Below are 18,632 nucleotides of genomic sequence, written 5' to 3' on the forward strand. Positions count from 1 at the left end.
ACCGGGATGTTGGGGGTGAAAGAAATGCATTTAAGGCGAATCCGTATTTTGCTGGCGCGATTCACCTGTGCGAACTTTTTTTATTCTTTGTTAAGATTGTTATGTTCGTTTTACTTCACATAAACATGCAGGGAACGGGTTATGAAAACGTTAGGTGAATTTATTGTCGAAAAGCAGCACGAGTTCTCTCACGCAACCGGCGAGCTTACTGCTTTGTTGTCGGCGATAAAGTTAGGCGCCAAGATCATCCACCGCGATATCAACAAGGCCGGTCTGGTCGATATCCTGGGTGCCAGCGGTGCTGAAAACGTTCAGGGCGAGGTTCAGCAAAAACTCGACCTGTTTGCCAATGAAAAGTTGAAAGCCGCACTGCGAGCACGCGATATTGTTGCCGGGATCGCCTCTGAAGAAGAAGATGAAATTGTCGTCTTTGAAGGATGTGAACACGCCAAATACGTGGTGCTGATGGACCCGCTGGATGGATCTTCTAACATCGACGTTAACGTCTCCGTTGGAACGATTTTCTCTATCTATCGCCGCGTCACGCCGGTGGGAACCCCCGTTACTGAAGAAGATTTCCTGCAACCGGGCAACCGACAGGTCGCCGCGGGCTATGTGGTTTACGGCTCCTCGACGATGCTGGTTTATACCACCGGCTGCGGCGTCCACGCCTTTACCTACGACCCGTCCCTTGGCGTCTTCTGCTTGTGCCAGGAGCGCATGCGCTTCCCGGAAAAGGGCAACACCTACTCGATTAACGAAGGTAACTACATCAAGTTCCCGATGGGTGTGAAGAAGTACATCAAGCATTGCCAGGAAGAAGATAGAGAGACCCAGCGCCCGTACACCTCGCGCTACATCGGCTCCCTGGTGGCGGATTTCCACCGCAACCTGCTAAAAGGCGGCATCTATCTCTACCCGAGCACCGCCAGCCACCCGGACGGTAAACTGCGCCTGCTGTACGAATGCAACCCGATGGCGTTCCTCGCGGAACAGGCGGGCGGTAAGGCCAGCGATGGTAAAGAGCGTATTCTGGATATCATTCCGGAAAGCCTGCACCAGCGCCGTTCTTTCTTCGTCGGCAATAACCATATGGTTGAAGACGTCGAGAACTTTATTAAAGAGTTCCCGGACGCATAAAGCGCCTCTTCCCCTCCCGCCGTACGGGAGGGGAAATTCTCCAATCAGTGTCCCACCCTTGTCACCGGCGAGCTCTGCCGATTCTCCCACAGCACCGTCAGGCCGCGCTGCAGCGCAATAAAGATAAACAGCAGGATACCGATGGCGATCTTGGTCCACCATGAACTGAGGGTACCGTCGAAGTTGATATAGGTTTGAATCAGCCCCTGAATCCCTACGCCAAACAGCGTGCCGAGCACCGTCCCTACCCCACCGCTTAACAGCGTGCCGCCGATAACCACTGAAGCAATCGCGTCCAGCTCGACGCCGACGCCCGCCAGCGCATAGCCCGCCTGGGTATAAATAGAGAAGACGATCCCCGCCAGCGTCGCCAGTCCGGTGGAGAGCATATAGATGCGGATCGTCGTGCTCCGCGTGGAGATCCCCATCAGGTTCGCCGACGTCGCGTTGCCGCCGATGGCATAAACCTGATTGCCGAAGCGGGTGCGGTGGGCCATAAAAATTCCGCCGATCACCACCAGCAGCATCAGCAGCCCCATCGCGCTCAGACGCCCGCCGCCGGGGATGGTCCATGCCAGTCCTGACAGCGCGTCATATACCGGGTGATTAATGGGAATCGACTCTTCCGAAACCAGGTAGCTGACGCCGCGCAGGAAAAACATCCCGGCGAGGGTGATGATAAACGCCGGGATCTTCAGCGCATCAATAAGCAGGCCCATAAACGCGCCAAAGGCGCAGCCCATCACCAGTACCAGCGGAAACGCCACCAGTGGCGAGATCCCCCAGAAACCAATCGCTTTAGCGAGAAAGACCCCGGTAAAGGCGATCACCGACCCGACCGACAGATCGATCCCGCCGGAGAGGATCACGAAGGTCATACCGACGGCGATAATCCCGAGAAAAGCATTGTCGGTCAGGATATTACAGATCACCCGCGTCGAGGCAAAGCCGGGAAACTGGGTCAGGCAGTAAAGGTACCCCAGCACAAATACCGCGAGGGTGATCATTAACGGTAAATTACGTTTTATCATGGCCGCGCATCCCCTTCAGTATGCTGATAAAGCGCGGCGACTGGACGATCAGTACGCACAGCACCACCACCGCTTTAACTACCTGATTAAGCTCCGGCGGGAAGCCTGACAGCAGGATCCCGGTATTCATACCCTGGATAATCAGCGCCCCGACGACCGAGAGCAGCAGGTTAAAGCGCCCGCCCATCAGCGAGCCGCCGCCGATAACCACCGCCAGGATGGCGTCCAGCTCCAGCCACAGCCCGGCGTTATTGGCATCCGCGCCGCGAATATCCGCCGCAACGATAATCCCGGCGATTGCCGCGCAAACGCCGCTAAGTACATAGGCTAACATCACGACGACGCGGGTATTTACGCCGGCGTTTTTCGCCGCGCGAATGTTAATCCCCACCGCTTCGATAAACATTCCCAGCGCGGTTTTGCGGGTAAACAGCCAGAACAGCGCCAGCGTGACGATGGCGATAATCACCGGCGTCGGGAACAGCAGCAGCGAACCGCTGCCCAGCCACGCCAGATGCGGTGAGTCAAAGGTCACGATCTGCCCGGAGGTGATCAGCTGCGCCACTCCGCGCCCGGCGACCATCAGGATCAGCGTGGCGACGAACGGCTGGATCTTCAGCACCGCCACCAGGATCCCGTTCCACAGACCGGCCAGCGCGCCGGCCGCCAGCGAAGCCAGCAGCACAATCGGCAGGCTGTGCCCTGCCACGGTCATCGACGCTGCCGTTGCGCCGGCAATCGCCATCACCGCCCCGACGGAGAGGTCAATCCCGCCGGTGGCGATAACCAGCGTCATGCCAATCGCCAGCAGCGCCACCGGGGCGGCGCGGTTTAAAATGTCTATCGGGCTGCCGAACAGCCGCCCGTCCTGGAGCACGACCTGATAAAAATGCGGCGCGACCAGGCTGTCAACGACCAGCACCAGCAGCAGCGCAATAATTTGCGGCATCCCTTTTGGCCAGTTAAAGCGCCGTTTCGGCTGGCCGCTTTTCGGAACAGATTGAGGCATCATCGGTTACTCCTTATGCCGCAATAGCGTTCATGATCGCCGGTACGGAGAGCTCGCTCAGCGACAGCTCCGCCACCTGCTGGCGATCGCGCATGATAATCACCCGATCGGCGTAACCCACCAGCTCTTCCAGCTCAGAAGAGATGACCAGCAGCGCCAGGCCATCGGCACACAGAGTTTCTATCAGGCGAATGATTTCGGCGTGGGCGCCAACGTCAATACCGCGAGTCGGTTCATCGAGGATCAGGAACTGCGGCTTCGTCAGCAGCCAGCGGGAGAGCAGCACCTTCTGCTGATTACCGCCGGAGAGAAATTCGATCGGCTGTTCAGCGCTGGGGGTACGAATACCGAGCTGACGAATAAAACGTTCGGCAATCTCATTTTGTTCGCGGCGACTAATCGGCCGCAGCCAGCCGCGCTGCGCCTGTAGCGCGAGAACGATATTTTCCCGCACCGAGGCGGCGGCGATAATGCCGTCGGTTTTACGATCTTCCGGACAGAAGCCAATCCCGAGGCACGATGCCTGATGCGGCGAGCGCAGGGTTTGCGGCTTGCCTTTGATCCACGCTTTGCCGCTGTCGGCGGGTTTAATGCCGAAAATGACTTCCGCGGTTTCCGTTCGTCCGGAGCCTAGCAGACCCGCCAGGCCGACGATCTCACCGGGACGGACCTGCAGACTAAACGGTGCGATGGTGCCTTTTTTGCCAAAATCTTCGAAGGCGGCCACCGGTTTATCACTCAGCAGGGTGCGGCCCGCACGCTGCAGGGCGTTATGCTCCAGCTCGCGGCCCAGCATCATTTTCACCAGTTCAATTTGCGGTAGCTCGCGGGTTTCCCGGCAGCCGACAAAACCGCCGTTACGCAGAACGGTGATGCGGTCGCTGACGGCGTAAACCTGGTCGAGGAAGTGGGTGACGAAAATCAGGCTGACGCCGCTATCGCGCAGCTGGCGCATCAGGGTGAAGAGCATTTCCACCTCCTGGGTATCCAGGCTGGCGGTCGGTTCATCAAGAATTAACACTTTTGCTGACAGGTCAATTGCCCGGCAGATCGCGACAATCTGCTGCATGGCGACCGAAAAGCGGTTCAGCGGTTCACGGACATCGAGAGAAAAACCGTAGGACGCCATCAGCGCGGTGGCGCGTTTTTCCATCTCTTTGCGCTGCAGGAGGCCAAAGCGCCGGGGCTCGCGGCCAATAAACAGATTATCCGCCACCGACATGTTAGGCAGCAGGTTTACTTCCTGATAGACGGTGCCGATCCCCAGCTGCTGGGCGTGGGCGGTGTTTTTTGGCGAGATCTCCCGGCCTTCCAGCCATATTGCCCCGCGATCAGCGTGGTAGACGCCGGTAAGCGCTTTAATCAGGGTGGACTTACCCGCGCCGTTTTCGCCTAACAGAGCCATGATTTCGCCCCGGCGCAGGCTGAAATTAACGTTATCCAGCGCCTTCACGCCGGGGAAAAATTTGCTTAGCCCTTCAGTTCGAAGGATTTCCTGATGTTGTTCGCCGTTCATGCTCTCCCCTCACCTTAACCCGCTCCCCGACCGGGAGAGGGTGTTCAGCCGCGCCTTAGCGACCGGGAAAATCCCGGAGGCGGCGCCGCGCGCCTGTCCGGGCTACTCAATCCGCAGACGGCGATGAACCTGTCGCCCGGTGCGCATAGCGTCACCGGGAGCGTGCGTGTTTTTCGCTACTCAATAGCCCATATTTTTCTTCTTCTCTAACTCTTCTTTCGCCGTATCCGGCAGGTAGAGGGTCGATTTGGTGATGGTGACTTTTTCAGGCAGGGTGCCGTCTTTTTTGTATTTCTCCAGCGCATCGAACGCCGGGCCGGCCATATTCGGCGTCAGCTCGACGCTGGCGTTAGCCTCGCCGGCCATCATCGCTTTATAGATATCCGGCACGCCGTCGATAGAGCCGGTGAGGATATCTTTGCCCGGCTTCAGCCCGGCCTCTTTAATCGCCTGAATCGCGCCAATCACCATGTCGTCGTTATGGGCGTAAACCATGCAGATGTTCTTGCCGTTGTTCTCCGCTTTGATAAAGCTCTCCATCACTTCTTTACCCTTACTGCGGGTAAAGTCGCCGGACTGGGAGCGGATAATCTTGATATTGGAGGCTTTAGAAATGGCTTCAGCAAAGCCTTTCTTGCGGTCAATCGCCACGCTGGCCCCTACGGTGCCCTGCAGTTCAACAACGTTACACGGCTTGCCGTCGACGGTTTTCACCAGCCACTCACCGATCAGTTGGCCTTCCAGCACGTTGTTCGCGGTGACGGTGGTCATATAGAGATCTTTGTCTTTGACATCAATAGAGCGGTCGAGCAGGAATACCGGGATTTTGGCTTCTTTCGCTTCCTTCAGTACCGGCTCCCAGCCGGTCGCCACTACCGGAGCGATGAAGATGGCATCGACGCCCTGAGCGATGAAGGAGCGTACGGCTTTAATCTGGTTTTCCTGTTTTTGTTGGGCGTCGGCAATCTTCAGCGTAATGCCGCGCTTCGCGGCCTCTTCCTTCGCGACGTTGGTTTCGGCCGCACGCCAGCCGGATTCAGAACCGACCTGCGAAAAACCTACGGTAAGAGGGGCAGCCATGACCATAGACGACATAGCTGCGGAAACTGCTGTGACAAGAAGTAAGCGCTTCCACATAAGAGGATCCTCGTAGGGTTATTGTTGGTTAAAGCCTCACCTGCGGACAAACTATAGACAATCGGAGATGTAACTGAATGCGTTACATCACACTTCAAAAAAGTTAATTAGATGTTAATCAGCACCCATCTCATCAGCGGAGAGCCGATGAGGCTTCGCGAGCCGTGCGAGCTTCACCGTTTATGACGAAATTTTTCACACTTTGAGATATCAAGCATATGCAATGAAAACGGTTACATAATTTTATTCAGTATGCGGCTATGTTTATGGATTTTCAGGCTGTATGACGGGGAAAATTTCAGACTCCCCCCACCCGTTCTGGAGAAAAAGAAGCGAAGACATTCGATGCGAGTTGGCTATAATACCGGGCACTTGTTTGCCATACATTTTAAAGGAAACAGACATGAGCTTACTCAACGTACCTGCGGGCAAAGATCTGCCGGAAGACATCTACGTCGTGATCGAGATCCCGGCGAACGCAGATCCTATCAAATACGAAGTCGACAAAGAGAGCGGTGCACTGTTCGTTGACCGTTTCATGTCCACGGCAATGTTCTATCCGTGCAACTACGGCTACATCAACCACACTCTCTCCCTGGACGGCGACCCGGTTGACGTACTGGTCCCGACCCCGTATCCGCTGGAGCCAGGTTCAGTTATCCGCTGCCGTCCGGTTGGCGTACTGAAAATGACCGACGAATCCGGTGAAGATGCGAAGCTGGTTGCGGTACCGCACACCAAACTGAGCAAAGAGTACGATCACATCAAAGATGTGAGCGACCTGCCGGAACTGTTGAAAGCGCAGATCACCCACTTCTTCGAGCACTATAAAGACCTCGAAGCGGGCAAATGGGTTAAGGTTGACGGCTGGGACAACGCTGAAACGGCGAAAGCTGAAATCGTAGCTTCCTTCGAGCGCGCGAAGAAGTAATTCTTCCGCACTCAGGTTAGCGAAAACACCGCCTCCGGGCGGTGTTTTTATTTGGCATATTGAGCCATTTCCCGGTTAGCGACTAATGCGCCTTAGCCGGGCGACAACACCCAACTTCACAAAAAACAACGCCACCTGAGGGTGGCGTTATCGTTATTAATACTGGTCTTTATCCAACCAGTTGCCGCTTTCTATCAGCGTGAAGCCCTCAACGGGGCGCTGATAGACATACATCCAGGCGCTACCGTAAGGCGTCTGGATCAGGTGACGAGCATACTCGCCGCCTTTGGTACGCAGCGCATCCAATTCAGCCAGCGTCGATGCGTCAATACGATAGACTTCACCATGTACCGTGCCATCGCCGGGCACCGCGCCTGGATAGTGGCCCAGGCTGTACAGTTGATAATCATTGACACTATGATCGCCCAGCCACTGAGCGTTGGTCATCCAGTGGCTGTTGCCTTGTTTGCGTCGTAAACTGCCGTAAACAAATATTCGCATTGCTAAAACTCAAACTGATAGAGCAAATCGAGAGCCTGGTCTACACCAGACACGGCTTCCATATATAGCTTAGGCATCAGGCGATAACGTAACGTCAATGTCGCCAGGGAATCAAAGATCCCTACCCCATATTTTACCTGCAGACCGGGCAGCACATAGCCGCTGACCACCACCTGGGAGGAGTCGCCCACTCCCTCGGTATCCAGCGCCAGATTGCTTACGCCAAACGTCTCGCCGATTTTACCCACAACCTGACCACTTTGTGCAACCCCCATACCAATAAGCATGGAGGTCATTGCCGCACTATCGCTCTGTCCGCTGCCTAAACCCTGCCCGCGGAGCAGGTAAGAGAGCGCTTCCTGCTGCGACATCGCCGGATCGGAGAAAATCTCCGCTTTCGGCTGATCGGCCGAGCCGGTGACGCGAACGCCGGCGATAACGTCGTCCTCGGTGGCGTCCGGATTACGAATGGCTTCGATATTCAGCAGCGGCTGATCCGGAGGACCGGAGAACAGCAGCTCGCCTTTACGCACGATCAGATCCTGCCCGTAGGCATGGAAGCGCCCCTCCGGGATGTTGATCTGCCCGTTGAGCCCCAGCCCCTGTTTGTCCTGAGCGACTTTCAAATCACCGGTCAAACGCGCTTTCAGACCGAAGGCATCCAGACGAACGTTGTTGCCTACGTGAATAGTCAGGTTGCTGTTGATAGGGATACCGGCGCTCTGCTGCTTAATCGGCTGCAGATTTTTATCCAGCATCACTTCGTCAGATGAGACCCCAACGGCGCTTTCCGGCACTTCGTTGACCACGATACGCGCCCAGGGCACATCAACGCTGCCATCCAGGTTAAACAGGCTTGGCGTGGCGGTAAACACCACGTCCGGCGAGACATCCAGGCGCACCATCGGCGGCACGGTTATCCGCACCCGGCTGCCCTTCGCCGCAATCTGCGCGCGCCAGTTATCAATCTGCGTCCAGTCGGCGTTGCCGCTGAGCGCGATGTGGCCCTGGCTGGTATTCACCGTTCCCTGTAGGGTCGAGCGGGTACCGGTGAAATTCATCGCCAGCTGGCTCGGCTGCATATCGAACGGCATAAAGTTACCGTCAATATCAACGCCATTCAGCTGCATTTGACCGAACAGCTGCGGACTCTGAAGGTTGCCACCAAGCGTCAGGCGTGCATTCAGTCTCCCTTCCGCCTTTTCGCCGCGCGAGAAGATTGGGTTAATCATCGCCAGCGAGAAGTTGTTGATATTGACGTTACCGCCCAGATTACGTCGGCCCTGCGGATCGGTGACCTGCACCTGCCCGTCCAACTGGCCATTGTTGGTCAGACGAATTAGCCAGCCCAACTGGGCGCGATTATTATGCAGATCGGCGGTGAGGTTGAGAGTATCGAAAGCCACCGGCAACGGCGCGTCGTTGACCGTCTGCGTCACCTTCACGTTACGCCCGCTCAGGGTGACCTTACCCTGCGGCAGCCCCTCTTTGGTGGTGTCCCAGCTCACATCGGCATTACCGCTAAACACGCCGCTGGCCTGGGTCGCTTCCGGCATAAAGGGCTTCAGCATCGCGAGATCGAAACGGTTGAGGTTCACCACCGCGCGCCCGCTTGCCCCGGCGTCGATGGTCTGCGGTACGCACAGCTCGGCGTTCGGGTTAGCCCAGCAGTGCGGCCCGATGCTGATTTTCTGTTCGAGGTTACGATAATCCAGCGCGATATCGCGCGTCAGCGCAACCGGCCCCACCGGGGTCTGGAAACGGGTATTGCTCAGCGAGCCTTTCCAGCGCTCCGCTTTGCGGTCAAAGCTCCCCGCCAGCGACAGCTGCCCGGAGACCGGATCGCCCTGCACCCGCAGTTGCAGGTCGTGCTGCTTCTCGTTGCCCTTGGCATTGAGCTGCACCAGACTGATATTGACGCCCGGCTGGCTAATGCGGTCCACGCGTACGTCAAGATTACCGCCAATCTGGTCGGTGGATTTCACATCGCCCTTCACGTTCACCTGGGCCACCGACAGCTCCTGCCAGCGCAGCGCCCGGGCGGTAATATCCGCCAGCAGCTGCGGCGCGTCGACGGTGCCGCGAACCTTCACCAGCCCCTTCGCTGTGCCGCCCAGGCCCGGCAGGGCGTTGTCGAGATGCGGCGCATCAATGGTGGCGTCAAGGTTAAGGTCTTTGACCCCCAGCTCGCCTTTCACATCAGCGCTGTTGGGGCCTAACGCCAGATGCAGACCGGGGATTTTCCACTGCATATAGCTGTTGCCCTGCAGCGAACCGCTCACATCAACTTTATTTTGCTTCACGTTACCGGTGATTTTCAGCTCCGGCACCGACATCTGCCAGCTGCCACCGTACAGGCTGCCCTGAGTCTTAATCAGGCCGTTGAGCTTCGACGGCCAGTCCGGGACCTCTTTAGCGGTATTGATACCGTCAAGCGTCAATTCGCCGCGCCAGCTGATCGCCTGCTGCCAGTCGAGCAGCGCCTTCAGTTCGGTTTTCCCTTCGAGGGCGGCGACGGTCAGTTTATCAAGATTGACCTGCTGCTCGTTGCCCTTGGCGCCGAGGTTAATCTTCGCCGGCGGCAGCGACTGCCCTTTGACCGCGGTGCTGAAGGCCAGGGTGTAGTCGGTCATTTTGCCGTTAAATTTCAGCAGGAGATCGTCAGCCTGATACGCTTTCTCGCCGGTGAACGGCCAGTAGAGCTGCTTACTTTTAATCTCCATATCCAACGGTAGCCCCGCCTCCGCCAGCTGCGCTTCGGCACGCAGGGTCATCGCCACGGGACCGTTTAAATCCACGCCGAGCGTAAGCTTTTTACGCACTTCACCGCCCACTTTCAGCTGCACTTTCTCGCCCTTGAGGGGATCAATATTCAGCGTACTGTTGAGGGTAATATCGACCGGCCAGTTATCCTGCAGCTGGGCGTTGCCGGAAGCCGTGACTTTGCCCTGGTCGGAGTCCACATCCAGCGCGTCCAGCTTCATCTGCCCATCAATACTGCTGACTTTAAGCAGCAGATTATAGATGGTGATATCGGTGTCGCCGGTGAGACGCAGCTGCTCGCCGCGGAACGCCTGAATATTGAGATTCAACGGCAGATGGACGTCGGTCATCTCCGGCAGCACCGGCTTCGAGAACAGATCTTTCATCGTCTCGCCGAGCGGCTTTTCTTCCGGCTGCGGATTGTCAATTTTCGGCTCGACCACCTGCTCCTGGGCCACCTTCGCCACCTTCGGCAGCGCGATGAGCAACCCCTGCAGGGAGGTCGGCGTCAGGGTCAGGTTTTTCTCCTGCCAGTTCAGACCGCTGGTAAAGTCGCGCAGCGAGACGGCGGTATCGTCAATTTTTACGTTGACGTTATGCAGCGCCACCCGGCTCAGCGTGATGGGATAAGGTGTGGAGAGATTCAGCGGGCCGCTATCTTCTTCTTCAACCGGCGCCGCCGGCGGCATCTTGCTGGTATCGATCGCCACATAGATATCGCGCAGAGAAAGATCGTTGACGCACAGGCTGCTGTCCCACAGGCAGCGCAGCTTGACGCCGAGGTGGAACTGACCAGCGGTGACCGCCACGCCCGGCTGCTCAAAGCGCACGTTCTCCAGCGTCAAATCGCGCCAGCCGCCGGTCGCTTTGCCAATCTCCAGCCCCGGAACCCAGCGGTCGGCAGCTTTGATCACCAGATGCAGGCCGGTGGTGGTCCCCACCAGGAATCCTACCGTCCCCAGCAGCAGCACAAGAAAAATCAGTACGCCGAGGCTTATCTTCTTCCATAAACTCATAATTCAGGCCCCAGACCGATATAAAACTGTAAACCGTGCTCTTCTTTGTCGCCGATCGGTCTGGCGATATCCAGCTTGATTGGTCCGACCGGAGACTGCCAGCGTACGCCGAGGCCGGCGCCGGTTTTAAAGTCGCTCTCGCGGATATCGCTCACCGCTTCGCCGCTATCGACGAACACCGCGCCCCACCATTTGCCGCTCACGTTGTACTGATACTCCAGCGAACCGGTAGCCAGCTTCGAGGCCCCCATCAGCTTGCCGTCGTCATCTTTTGGCGAGATAGATTTGTATTTATACCCGCGAATGCTGCGGTCGCCACCGGCGAAGAAACGCAGATCCGGCGGGACCTTGCTGAAGTTATCGGCCTCAATCCAGCCGAGATTGCCGCGTACTACGAAGCGGTGGCGGTCATACAGGGTGCGGATCCAGACGTCCTGCGCCTGCATCACGATAAAGTTGATGTCCGAGCCCCACATGGTATTGGAGTAGTCCACAGAATAGCGCTGCGAATCACCCCAGGTCGGCATCAGGCCGCCGCGCGAACGTGTGCGGTTCACCGACACGCCGGGGTAGATCAGCATGGTGGTGTTAGTGACGTTGGCCTGGGTAAAGTGGTCGAGGCTCCAGCGCAGGTTCAGCGCGCGCTGCCAGCCGCTCGACATCTCCCAAAAACGTGATACCCCGAGAGTCGTAGAGTCAGCTTTGGTATCGTTAAGGTCGGTACGCTTAAAGCCGCCCTGCATCAGGTAGTACTGCTCCAGCGGGCTTTTTAACAGCGGCACCTTATAGCTGAAATCAAGCTGCTGTTCCGGGGCGGAAAGGCTGAGGCTAGAGGTCAGGCTGTGGCCGTAGGAGTTCATCCACGGCTTTCTCCAGGTGCCTTTGACGCGCGGCCCGACGTCGGTTGAGTAGCCGACCCCGGTTTCAACGGTATTCTCTTTACGCGGAGAGACGACGCCCTGCAAAGGCAGAACTTTGGTCTGGCGGGATTTTTCAAACTGCGGCGCCACCACGACGGAGCTAAACCAGCCGGTTGCCGCCAGGCGGCGGTTCAGTTCAGCGAGATCCTGCGAAGTGTAGTAGTCGCCCTGCTTAAACGGCACCAGGTTTTGCAGATATTCGTCGCGAATTTGCGAGCCTTCAAAAGTGACCGGGCCAAAGCGGTAGCGCTCGCCGCTGTTGTAGTCGATATCCCAGAAGGCCTGATGTCGGTCGAGAGAGACGCCGAGCTGGCTTTTATTAAACTCGCTATCAAAATAGCCTTTACGTAGCGCAACGCGGGTCAGGGAGCTTTTGAAGCCATCATAGTCGCCGTGGTTTAGCACGGTGCCGATCGCCGGGCGCGTTTTCAACAAATCCAGATAGTCGCGATCGGTTCGGGCGCCGCCGCGTAAAATCACTTCAGTGCCGCCAATACGCACCGGTTCGCCGGGCGTAACTTTGGCGATCAGGACCTGGCGGCCCCTCGCCGGCGGCGGACGTAAATCAAAATCGATCGTCGGTTCGTAGTAGCCGAGCGCTTTCAGGCCTTCGCGGATAGCATCATCAACGCGCGCGCGAAAGCGCCGGTCCGGCGTGACTTCATCGCTCTGGATCGTAGATAGTTGGGCGCGGACGTTTTTTTCCAGTTCCCCGGATAGCCCCTCAACCTGCAAACGCACGCTCGCTGCGCTGGCGACCCCGCTGACCAGCAAAAGGCTGGTGATACATAACTGGCGGATTTGTAGCACGTTTTCTCCTGAATATCCTTGTTTCCCCCCGAAGGAAACGAAAGCGCCGCTCCACGGCTTAACAAAACCCTAACAATCAAGGGTTGAAAAATAGACGTTATCCCAAATAATTCTTATGTTTAAATCTAGACGTATTAAGCGCGTTTATTGTGTTAAAAGACGCGCTTGGTTACAACCTTAACCACATTTTCTGTTTTGAGAGGCCCACCGTGAGTCTATTTGATAAAACGCATCTTGTCGCCCAAGCGGACGCGCTGCCGGGACGCAACACGCCGATGCCGGTGGCTACGCTCCACGCCGTCAATGGTCACTCGATGACCAACGTTCCCGCAGGAATGGAAATCGCCCTGTTCGCCATGGGCTGCTTCTGGGGCGTCGAACGCCTGTTCTGGCAGCTGCCCGGCGTCTACAGTACCGCCGCCGGCTACACCGGCGGCTATACGCCAAACCCGACCTACCGCGAAGTGTGCAGCGGCGAGACCGGTCACGCCGAAGCGGTGCGCGTGGTCTACGATCCACAGGTTATCAGCTATGAGCAGCTGCTCCAGGTGTTCTGGGAAAACCACGACCCGGCGCAGGGTATGCAGCAGGGTAACGATCGCGGTACCCAGTATCGTTCCGCGATTTATCCGCTGACGCCGGAGCAGAGCGAGGCGGCACAGGCCAGCCTGGCGCGTTTCCAGGCGGCAATGAAGGAAGCTAACGACTCACGCACTATCACTACCGAGATCGCGACGGCGAAACCGTTCTACTATGCGGAAGACGATCATCAGCAGTATCTGCATAAAAACCCGTACGGATACTGCGGTATCGGCGGAATCGGCGTTTGTTTGCCGCCGCAGGCCTGATGCCGCCGCGTGGTTCCCGCAGGCCGCCGGATTGAATAATTTACGCTCTGGCGGCTTTACAGTACCTTACGCTATACTACGCCGTGCTATCGCCGGTCCAGGGCCTTCGGACCGGCTTTTTGTGAATTCCACTTAGCGTTATCCACTTCCCTTCCGAGGATCTGATCTCAACGGTCAGATAAGATATGTTAAACAGTATTTTAGTAATACTCTGTCTGATAGCCGTCAGTGCGTTCTTTTCGATATCGGAAATCTCGCTGGCCGCATCACGTAAAATCAAACTCAAGCTGCTGGCCGATGATGGCAACATCAACGCTCAACGCGTGCTGAAGATGCAGGAAAACCCCGGTATGTTCTTTACCGTGGTGCAAATCGGCCTAAACGCGGTGGCGATTCTCGGCGGTATCGTCGGCGACGCTGCGTTTTCACCGGCTTTCTACGGCCTGCTAAACCGTTATCTGTCGCCGGAGCTCTCCGAGCAGCTGAGCTTTATTATTTCCTTTACCCTGGTCACCAGCCTGTTCATTCTGTTTGCTGACCTGACTCCGAAACGCATCGGTATGATCGCGCCTGAAGCCGTCGCTTTACGCATCATCAACCCGATGCGCTTCTGCTTGTTTATCTTCCGCCCGCTGGTGTGGTTGTTTAACGGCATGGCCAACAACATCTTCCGCCTGTTCAAAATTCCGATGGTGCGTAAAGACGACATTACCTCTGATGATATCTACGCCGTGGTGGAAGCCGGCGCGCTGGCCGGGGTGCTGCGTAAGCAGGAGCATGAGCTGATTGAAAACGTGTTCGAGCTGGAATCGCGCACCGTGCCTTCATCTATGACCTCGCGTGAAAACGTCATCTGGTTCGATCTTCATGAAGATGAGCAGAGCCTGAAGAATAAGGTCGCGGAGCATCCACACTCCAAATTCCTGGTGTGTAACGAAGATATCGACCACATCATCGGCTACGTTGACTCTAAAGACCTGCTGAACCGCGTGCTGGCGAACCAGAGCCTGGTACTGACCGGCGGCGTGCAGATCCGTAATACCCTGATTGTCCCGGACACCCTGACGCTCTCTGAAGCGCTGGAAAGCTTTAAAACCGCCGGTGAAGACTTCGCCGTGATCATGAACGAGTATGCGCTGGTGGTTGGGATTATCACCCTGAACGACGTGATGACCACCCTGATGGGCGACCTCGTCGGCCAGGGTCTGGAAGAGCAGATCGTCGCGCGCGATGAAAACTCCTGGCTCATCGACGGCGGGACGCCGATTGACGACGTGATGCGGGTGCTGGATATCGATGATTTCCCGCAGTCCGGCAATTACGAGACCATTGGCGGCTTTATGATGTTTATGCTGCGTAAAATTCCCAAGCGGACCGACGCGGTGAAATTCTCCGGCTATAAGTTCGAAGTGGTGGATATCGATAACTACCGTATCGATCAGCTGCTGGTGACCCGTATCGACAATAAGCCGACGGTGCTGGTGCCCAAGCTGCCGGACGCGGCGAATAGCGATAAAGAGTCGGCGTAAAGCGTTTGACGAACCGACAAGGCGGATGAAAATCCGCCTTTTTTATTGCCCGAATGTGAGGCGGCTCACGCCCCTCGGGCGATAGCAGATTTTTACTGCTCCATAGCGAAACGTTCATGACTCCCCTCTGCACAAAAAGGTAACTTTGCTCGCGACTACACGATCATATTCCTGAATAAAGGAAGCGAGGGTTACCATGATAGAATCAAATAAAAACTACTATATAAGCTGTCTGTTCTTCCTGTTCTTCTTTATTGGCTGGGGATGCTGCTATCCTTATTTATCATTGTGGTTAACGGAAACCATCGGTATTAATTACACCGATGTCGGTCTGGTTTATTCCTTTACTGCGGTTATTGCCGTTTGCGTTCAGCCGCTATTCGGTTTTATATCCGACAGGCTGGTTTATCGTAAAAACCTGATGTGGATGCTGGCCATCATTATTACCCTTTTTGCCCCCTACTGGATCTACGTCTTTGCGCCATTATTAAAAGTTAACGTTTTTCTCGGGGCGCTGGCCGGCGGCATTTATATTGGCATGGCCTACGGCGCAGGCTGCGGTATTTGCGAAGCTTACATTGATAAAGTCAGCCGCGCTTCCGGCTTTGAGTTTGGTCGCGCAAGAATGTTTGGCGGCATTGGCGCGGCTATCGGCACCTTCGCGGCAGGCAAGCTCTACGGGATCGACCAGAACATGATTTTCTGGCTGGCCAGTTGCGCAGGCTTATGCCTGCTGGTCATTGTCTGGAAAATGCAGATCAGCGCGCATAAACAAGGCGCGATGCAGAGTCGTAAAGCCTCTCCGGTCACCCTGAGCGACGCCACCTCGCTGCTGAAAATGAAGAAATTCTGGTTCTTCGCGATCTACACGATCGGTGTCGGCGCGGTATATGAAACCTACGACCAGCAGTTCGCCATCTATTACAGCCACTTCTTTGAGAGCAAAGCGCGCGGCGCGGAAGTGTTCGGCTATTTAACCACAGGTCAGATTTTCCTTGATGCGGTGGTGATGTTCTTCGCCCCATGGTTCGTGAATAAAATCGGCCCAAAAAATGCTCTGCTGTACTGCGGAATGATTATGAGTCTGCGCATTATCGGCTCGGCCTGGGCTATTGGCCCGGTGTCCATTAGCCTGATTAAACTGCTGCACGGTTTTGAAAGTTCGGTATTACTCGTTGCCGCGCTGAAATATATCACCGCCAACTTCAACCCGCTGCTATCAGCCACGGTTTATTTAATCGGCTTCCAGTTTTCGAAAAGCTTTAGCTCTATTTTCCTTTCTACTGGCATCGGTCATATGTACCAGAGCATGGGCTTTACCAGCAGCTATATCGTGCTCGGCGGTATCGCCCTGTGCTTTACGCTGATTTCATTTATTACGCTGGATAAAGCGCGCGCTTTTGCCCCGCAGCCGGCGCCCGCGCATTAATTTAAGGAGGTAACCTGTATGTCTGATTTATTTTATGGCGTGGCCTATTACGATGAATATATGCCGGAAGAGCGGCTGGCAAAAGATATCGCCTTAATGCAGGAAACGGGCATTAACGTGGTGCGCATTGCCGAATCGACCTGGAGTACGCTCGAGCCCCGGGAGGGTGAATATAACTTCTATCATATCGACCGGGTGCTGAATGCCATGCATGAGGCGGGGATCGCGGTGATTATCGGTACGCCGACCTACGCCGTCCCGGCCTGGCTGGCGGCTAAACATCCGGACATACTGGTCACCACGGTCGATGGCCAGCAAAAATATGGCCCGCGCCAGATTATGGATATCGTCAACCCGACCTTTCGCCGCTATGCCGAAAAGATTATCCGTACGCTAATGACGCACGTGCAGCACCATCCGGCGATTATTGGCTGGCAGCTGGATAACGAAACCAAGCATTACGATAATATCGGCCGCTATATGCAAGAGGGTTTTGTGCGCAGCCTGCGGGAAAAATACCCCGATCTCGACCGGTTGAATAACGATTTTGGTCTGGACTACTGGAGCAACCGTATTGATAGCTGGCAGGATTTTCCGCCGGTCGAGAATACCATTAACGCCAGCCTCGCCTGCGCGTTCTCTCGCTACCAGCGCCAGCAGGTGACGGAGTATCTCGCCTGGCAGGCGGAGATCGTGCGCGAATATGCCCAGCCGCATCAGTTCGTCACCCACAACTTCGATTTTGAATGGCGCGGCTACTCCTACGGCGTGCAGCCGCGAGTCGACCATTTTGCGGCGGCGCAGGCGCTGGATATTGCCGGTGTCGATATCTATCACCCGGGCCAGAAGCACCTGACCGGGCGGGAAATCGCGTTTGGCGGCGCCATTACGCGCTCGCTCAAGCAGGGTAAGAATTACTTCGTGCTGGAAACCCAGGCGCAGGGCTTTGCCCAATGGACTCCTTATCCGGGCCAGCTGCGCCTGCAGGCCTTTAGCCACGTGGCCTCGGGGGCGGCGATGGTCTCTTACTGGCATTGGCATTCGATTCATAACGCGTTCGAAACTTACTGGAAAGGGCTGTTAAGCCATGACTTTTCACGCAACGCGACCTGGCAGGAGGCCACCACTATCGGGGCTGACTTCGCCCGCCTGTCGCCGCAGCTGGCGGAGCTGAAGGCAGAAAACGACGTCGCGCTGCTGATCAGCAATGAGGCGATGGACGCCCTTAACCAGTTCCGCCCCGGTGACGCGCAGGGCAATATTTATAACGATATTTTCCGCCGCTTCCACGATGCGCTGTACGACCACAATATCAGCCTCGATATTATCCACGACGTTAACGAGGAAACCTCGCGCTATCGCGTGCTGATCGTACCCGGTCTCTACGCCGCGGATGATGGCCTGCTTACGCGCATTAACCGCTATATTGAACAGGGCGGCAGAGCGCTGATCGGCTTTAAATCGGGCTTTAGCGATGAAAACGTAAAGGTGCGCAGCGGCGCGCAGCCGGGAGTTTTGTGCGAAAGCTGCGGCGTGAGCTACAGCCAGTTCACCCTGCCGGAAGAGACGACGGTAAGCGCGTGCAGCTCGGACATTGATTGCAGCAAAGATAACCAGGTCGAGCTGTGGATGGAGCTGCTGACGCCGGACGCCGGTACCCGTACGCTACTGCGCTATCAGCATCCGGCATGGGGCGACTATGCCGCCGCCACCGAGGCGGATTACGGCCAGGGCCGGGCGATTTACGTTGGCTTCCTGCCGCAAAAAACGCTGATTAGCCAACTGTTCGACCGGCTGACAGTGGGTCTGGAGCTGCGTTCACGCACCTCGGCCTACCGCTATCCTCTGGTGGTCAAAAAGATGCGCAACCGCGACGGTAATAGCATCCACTTCCTGTTTAACTACTCCGGCGATCCGCTGGCGTTTATCAGCGAGACATCGGGCAACGCGCTGCTGAGCGGGGAAAAAGTTCACTGCGGCCAGCCGTTGCGTCTCAGGGAATGGGAATTTAGTATCATCGAAAGTTAAGCGAGCGGCGCCGCTCGGGCGGGG

At 56.4% G+C, this 18,632-nt stretch carries 13 protein-coding genes; 6 read left to right on the forward strand and 7 right to left on the reverse strand.

Going from position 1 to position 18,632, the window contains the following annotated elements; genetic code table 11:
* Positions 1 to 141: 141 nt before the first annotated feature.
* On the forward strand, positions 142 to 1,140 hold the full coding sequence (fbp, locus tag EGY08_RS12280) for a class 1 fructose-bisphosphatase (RefSeq protein ID WP_004128183.1): 999 nt from the start codon (positions 142 to 144) through the stop codon (positions 1,138 to 1,140).
* 44 nt (positions 1,141 to 1,184) lie between these two features.
* On the opposite strand, the gene yjfF is transcribed toward fbp, so the two are convergent.
* From yjfF to ytfQ, 4 genes are all read right to left on the reverse strand, one after another.
* Entirely contained in the window at positions 1,185 to 2,171 is a 987-nt protein-coding gene (gene yjfF, locus EGY08_RS12285) for a galactofuranose ABC transporter, permease protein YjfF (protein WP_004128182.1), read from the reverse strand.
* Positions 2,158 to 3,183, reverse strand: a complete 1,026-nt coding sequence (gene ytfT / locus EGY08_RS12290) for a galactofuranose ABC transporter, ATP-binding protein YtfT (RefSeq protein WP_032742013.1) — start codon at positions 3,181 to 3,183, stop codon at positions 2,158 to 2,160. Before ytfT ends, yjfF begins: the two co-directional genes overlap by 14 nt.
* Before the next feature lie 10 nt (positions 3,184 to 3,193).
* Positions 3,194 to 4,696, reverse strand: a complete 1,503-nt coding sequence (gene ytfR / locus EGY08_RS12295; RefSeq protein ID WP_004098046.1) for a galactofuranose ABC transporter, ATP-binding protein YtfR — start codon at positions 4,694 to 4,696, stop codon at positions 3,194 to 3,196.
* A 180-nt stretch (positions 4,697 to 4,876) separates the two neighbouring features.
* Positions 4,877 to 5,833: a galactofuranose ABC transporter, galactofuranose-binding protein YtfQ gene (gene ytfQ, locus EGY08_RS12300; protein WP_004098043.1), complete on the reverse strand. Its 957-nt coding sequence runs from the start codon at positions 5,831 to 5,833 to the stop codon at positions 4,877 to 4,879.
* Between the two features lie 403 nt (positions 5,834 to 6,236).
* Here ytfQ and ppa point away from each other — a divergent pair, with 403 nt between their 5' ends.
* Positions 6,237 to 6,764 carry an inorganic diphosphatase gene (ppa, locus tag EGY08_RS12305; protein ID WP_123828540.1) on the forward strand — a complete coding sequence of 176 codons (528 nt, stop codon included), beginning with the start codon at positions 6,237 to 6,239 and terminating at the stop codon, positions 6,762 to 6,764.
* A 156-nt stretch (positions 6,765 to 6,920) separates the two neighbouring features.
* Here ppa and EGY08_RS12310 read toward each other — a convergent pair whose 3' ends face one another.
* Genes EGY08_RS12310 through tamA form a run of 3 tightly spaced genes read right to left on the reverse strand, consistent with a single transcriptional unit; the run spans position 6,921 to position 12,774 of the window.
* Positions 6,921 to 7,265 (reverse strand): gamma-glutamylcyclotransferase family protein, encoded by a 345-nt coding sequence (locus EGY08_RS12310; RefSeq protein WP_004098039.1) that lies wholly within the window; start codon positions 7,263 to 7,265, stop codon positions 6,921 to 6,923.
* A 2-nt stretch (positions 7,266 to 7,267) separates the two neighbouring features.
* The gene (tamB, locus tag EGY08_RS12315) at positions 7,268 to 11,044 is read right to left on the reverse strand and encodes an autotransporter assembly complex protein TamB (RefSeq protein ID WP_123828541.1); all 3,777 of its coding nucleotides are present in this window, start codon (positions 11,042 to 11,044) and stop codon (positions 7,268 to 7,270) included.
* Positions 11,041 to 12,774, reverse strand: a complete 1,734-nt coding sequence (tamA, locus tag EGY08_RS12320; protein WP_004128178.1) for an autotransporter assembly complex protein TamA — start codon at positions 12,772 to 12,774, stop codon at positions 11,041 to 11,043. Before tamA ends, tamB begins: the two co-directional genes overlap by 4 nt.
* Positions 12,775 to 12,983: 209 nt before the next feature.
* Here tamA and msrA point away from each other — a divergent pair, with 209 nt between their 5' ends.
* The 4 genes from msrA (at position 12,984) to EGY08_RS12340 (ending at position 18,608) form a co-directional block, all read left to right on the forward strand.
* Complete coding sequence (msrA, locus tag EGY08_RS12325; protein ID WP_004128176.1) at positions 12,984 to 13,622, forward strand: peptide-methionine (S)-S-oxide reductase MsrA; 639 nt, start codon at positions 12,984 to 12,986, stop codon at positions 13,620 to 13,622.
* Positions 13,623 to 13,807: 185 nt separating this feature from the next.
* On the forward strand, positions 13,808 to 15,151 hold the full coding sequence (locus EGY08_RS12330; protein WP_004128175.1) for a hemolysin family protein: 1,344 nt from the start codon (positions 13,808 to 13,810) through the stop codon (positions 15,149 to 15,151).
* Positions 15,152 to 15,347: 196 nt separating this feature from the next.
* Positions 15,348 to 16,580, forward strand: coding sequence for an oligosaccharide MFS transporter (locus tag EGY08_RS12335; RefSeq protein WP_087829724.1), 1,233 nt, complete (start codon positions 15,348 to 15,350; stop codon positions 16,578 to 16,580).
* 18 nt (positions 16,581 to 16,598) lie between these two features.
* Positions 16,599 to 18,608, forward strand: coding sequence for a beta-galactosidase (locus tag EGY08_RS12340; RefSeq protein ID WP_123828542.1), 2,010 nt, complete (start codon positions 16,599 to 16,601; stop codon positions 18,606 to 18,608).
* Positions 18,609 to 18,632 lie beyond the last annotated feature (24 nt).

It is taken from the genome of Klebsiella sp. FDAARGOS_511 (genome assembly GCF_003812845.1).
In the GTDB taxonomy this organism is placed as follows: domain Bacteria; phylum Pseudomonadota; class Gammaproteobacteria; order Enterobacterales; family Enterobacteriaceae; genus Klebsiella; species Klebsiella grimontii.

Coding starts and splice junctions, on each gene's coding strand:
- EGY08_RS12340 (WP_123828542.1), top strand. CDS start 16,599: ATGTCTGATTTATTTTATGGCGTGGCCTATTACGATGAATATATGCCG.
- ppa (WP_123828540.1), top strand. CDS start 6,237: ATGAGCTTACTCAACGTACCTGCGGGCAAAGATCTGCCGGAAGACATC.
- EGY08_RS12330 (WP_004128175.1), top strand. CDS start 13,808: ATGTTAAACAGTATTTTAGTAATACTCTGTCTGATAGCCGTCAGTGCG.
- EGY08_RS12310 (WP_004098039.1), bottom strand. CDS start 7,265: ATGCGAATATTTGTTTACGGCAGTTTACGACGCAAACAAGGCAACAGC.
- ytfR (WP_004098046.1), bottom strand. CDS start 4,696: ATGAACGGCGAACAACATCAGGAAATCCTTCGAACTGAAGGGCTAAGC.
- EGY08_RS12335 (WP_087829724.1), top strand. CDS start 15,348: ATGATAGAATCAAATAAAAACTACTATATAAGCTGTCTGTTCTTCCTG.
- ytfT (WP_032742013.1), bottom strand. CDS start 3,183: ATGATGCCTCAATCTGTTCCGAAAAGCGGCCAGCCGAAACGGCGCTTT.
- ytfQ (WP_004098043.1), bottom strand. CDS start 5,833: ATGTGGAAGCGCTTACTTCTTGTCACAGCAGTTTCCGCAGCTATGTCG.
- tamB (WP_123828541.1), bottom strand. CDS start 11,044: ATGAGTTTATGGAAGAAGATAAGCCTCGGCGTACTGATTTTTCTTGTG.
- yjfF (WP_004128182.1), bottom strand. CDS start 2,171: ATGATAAAACGTAATTTACCGTTAATGATCACCCTCGCGGTATTTGTG.
- fbp (WP_004128183.1), top strand. CDS start 142: ATGAAAACGTTAGGTGAATTTATTGTCGAAAAGCAGCACGAGTTCTCT.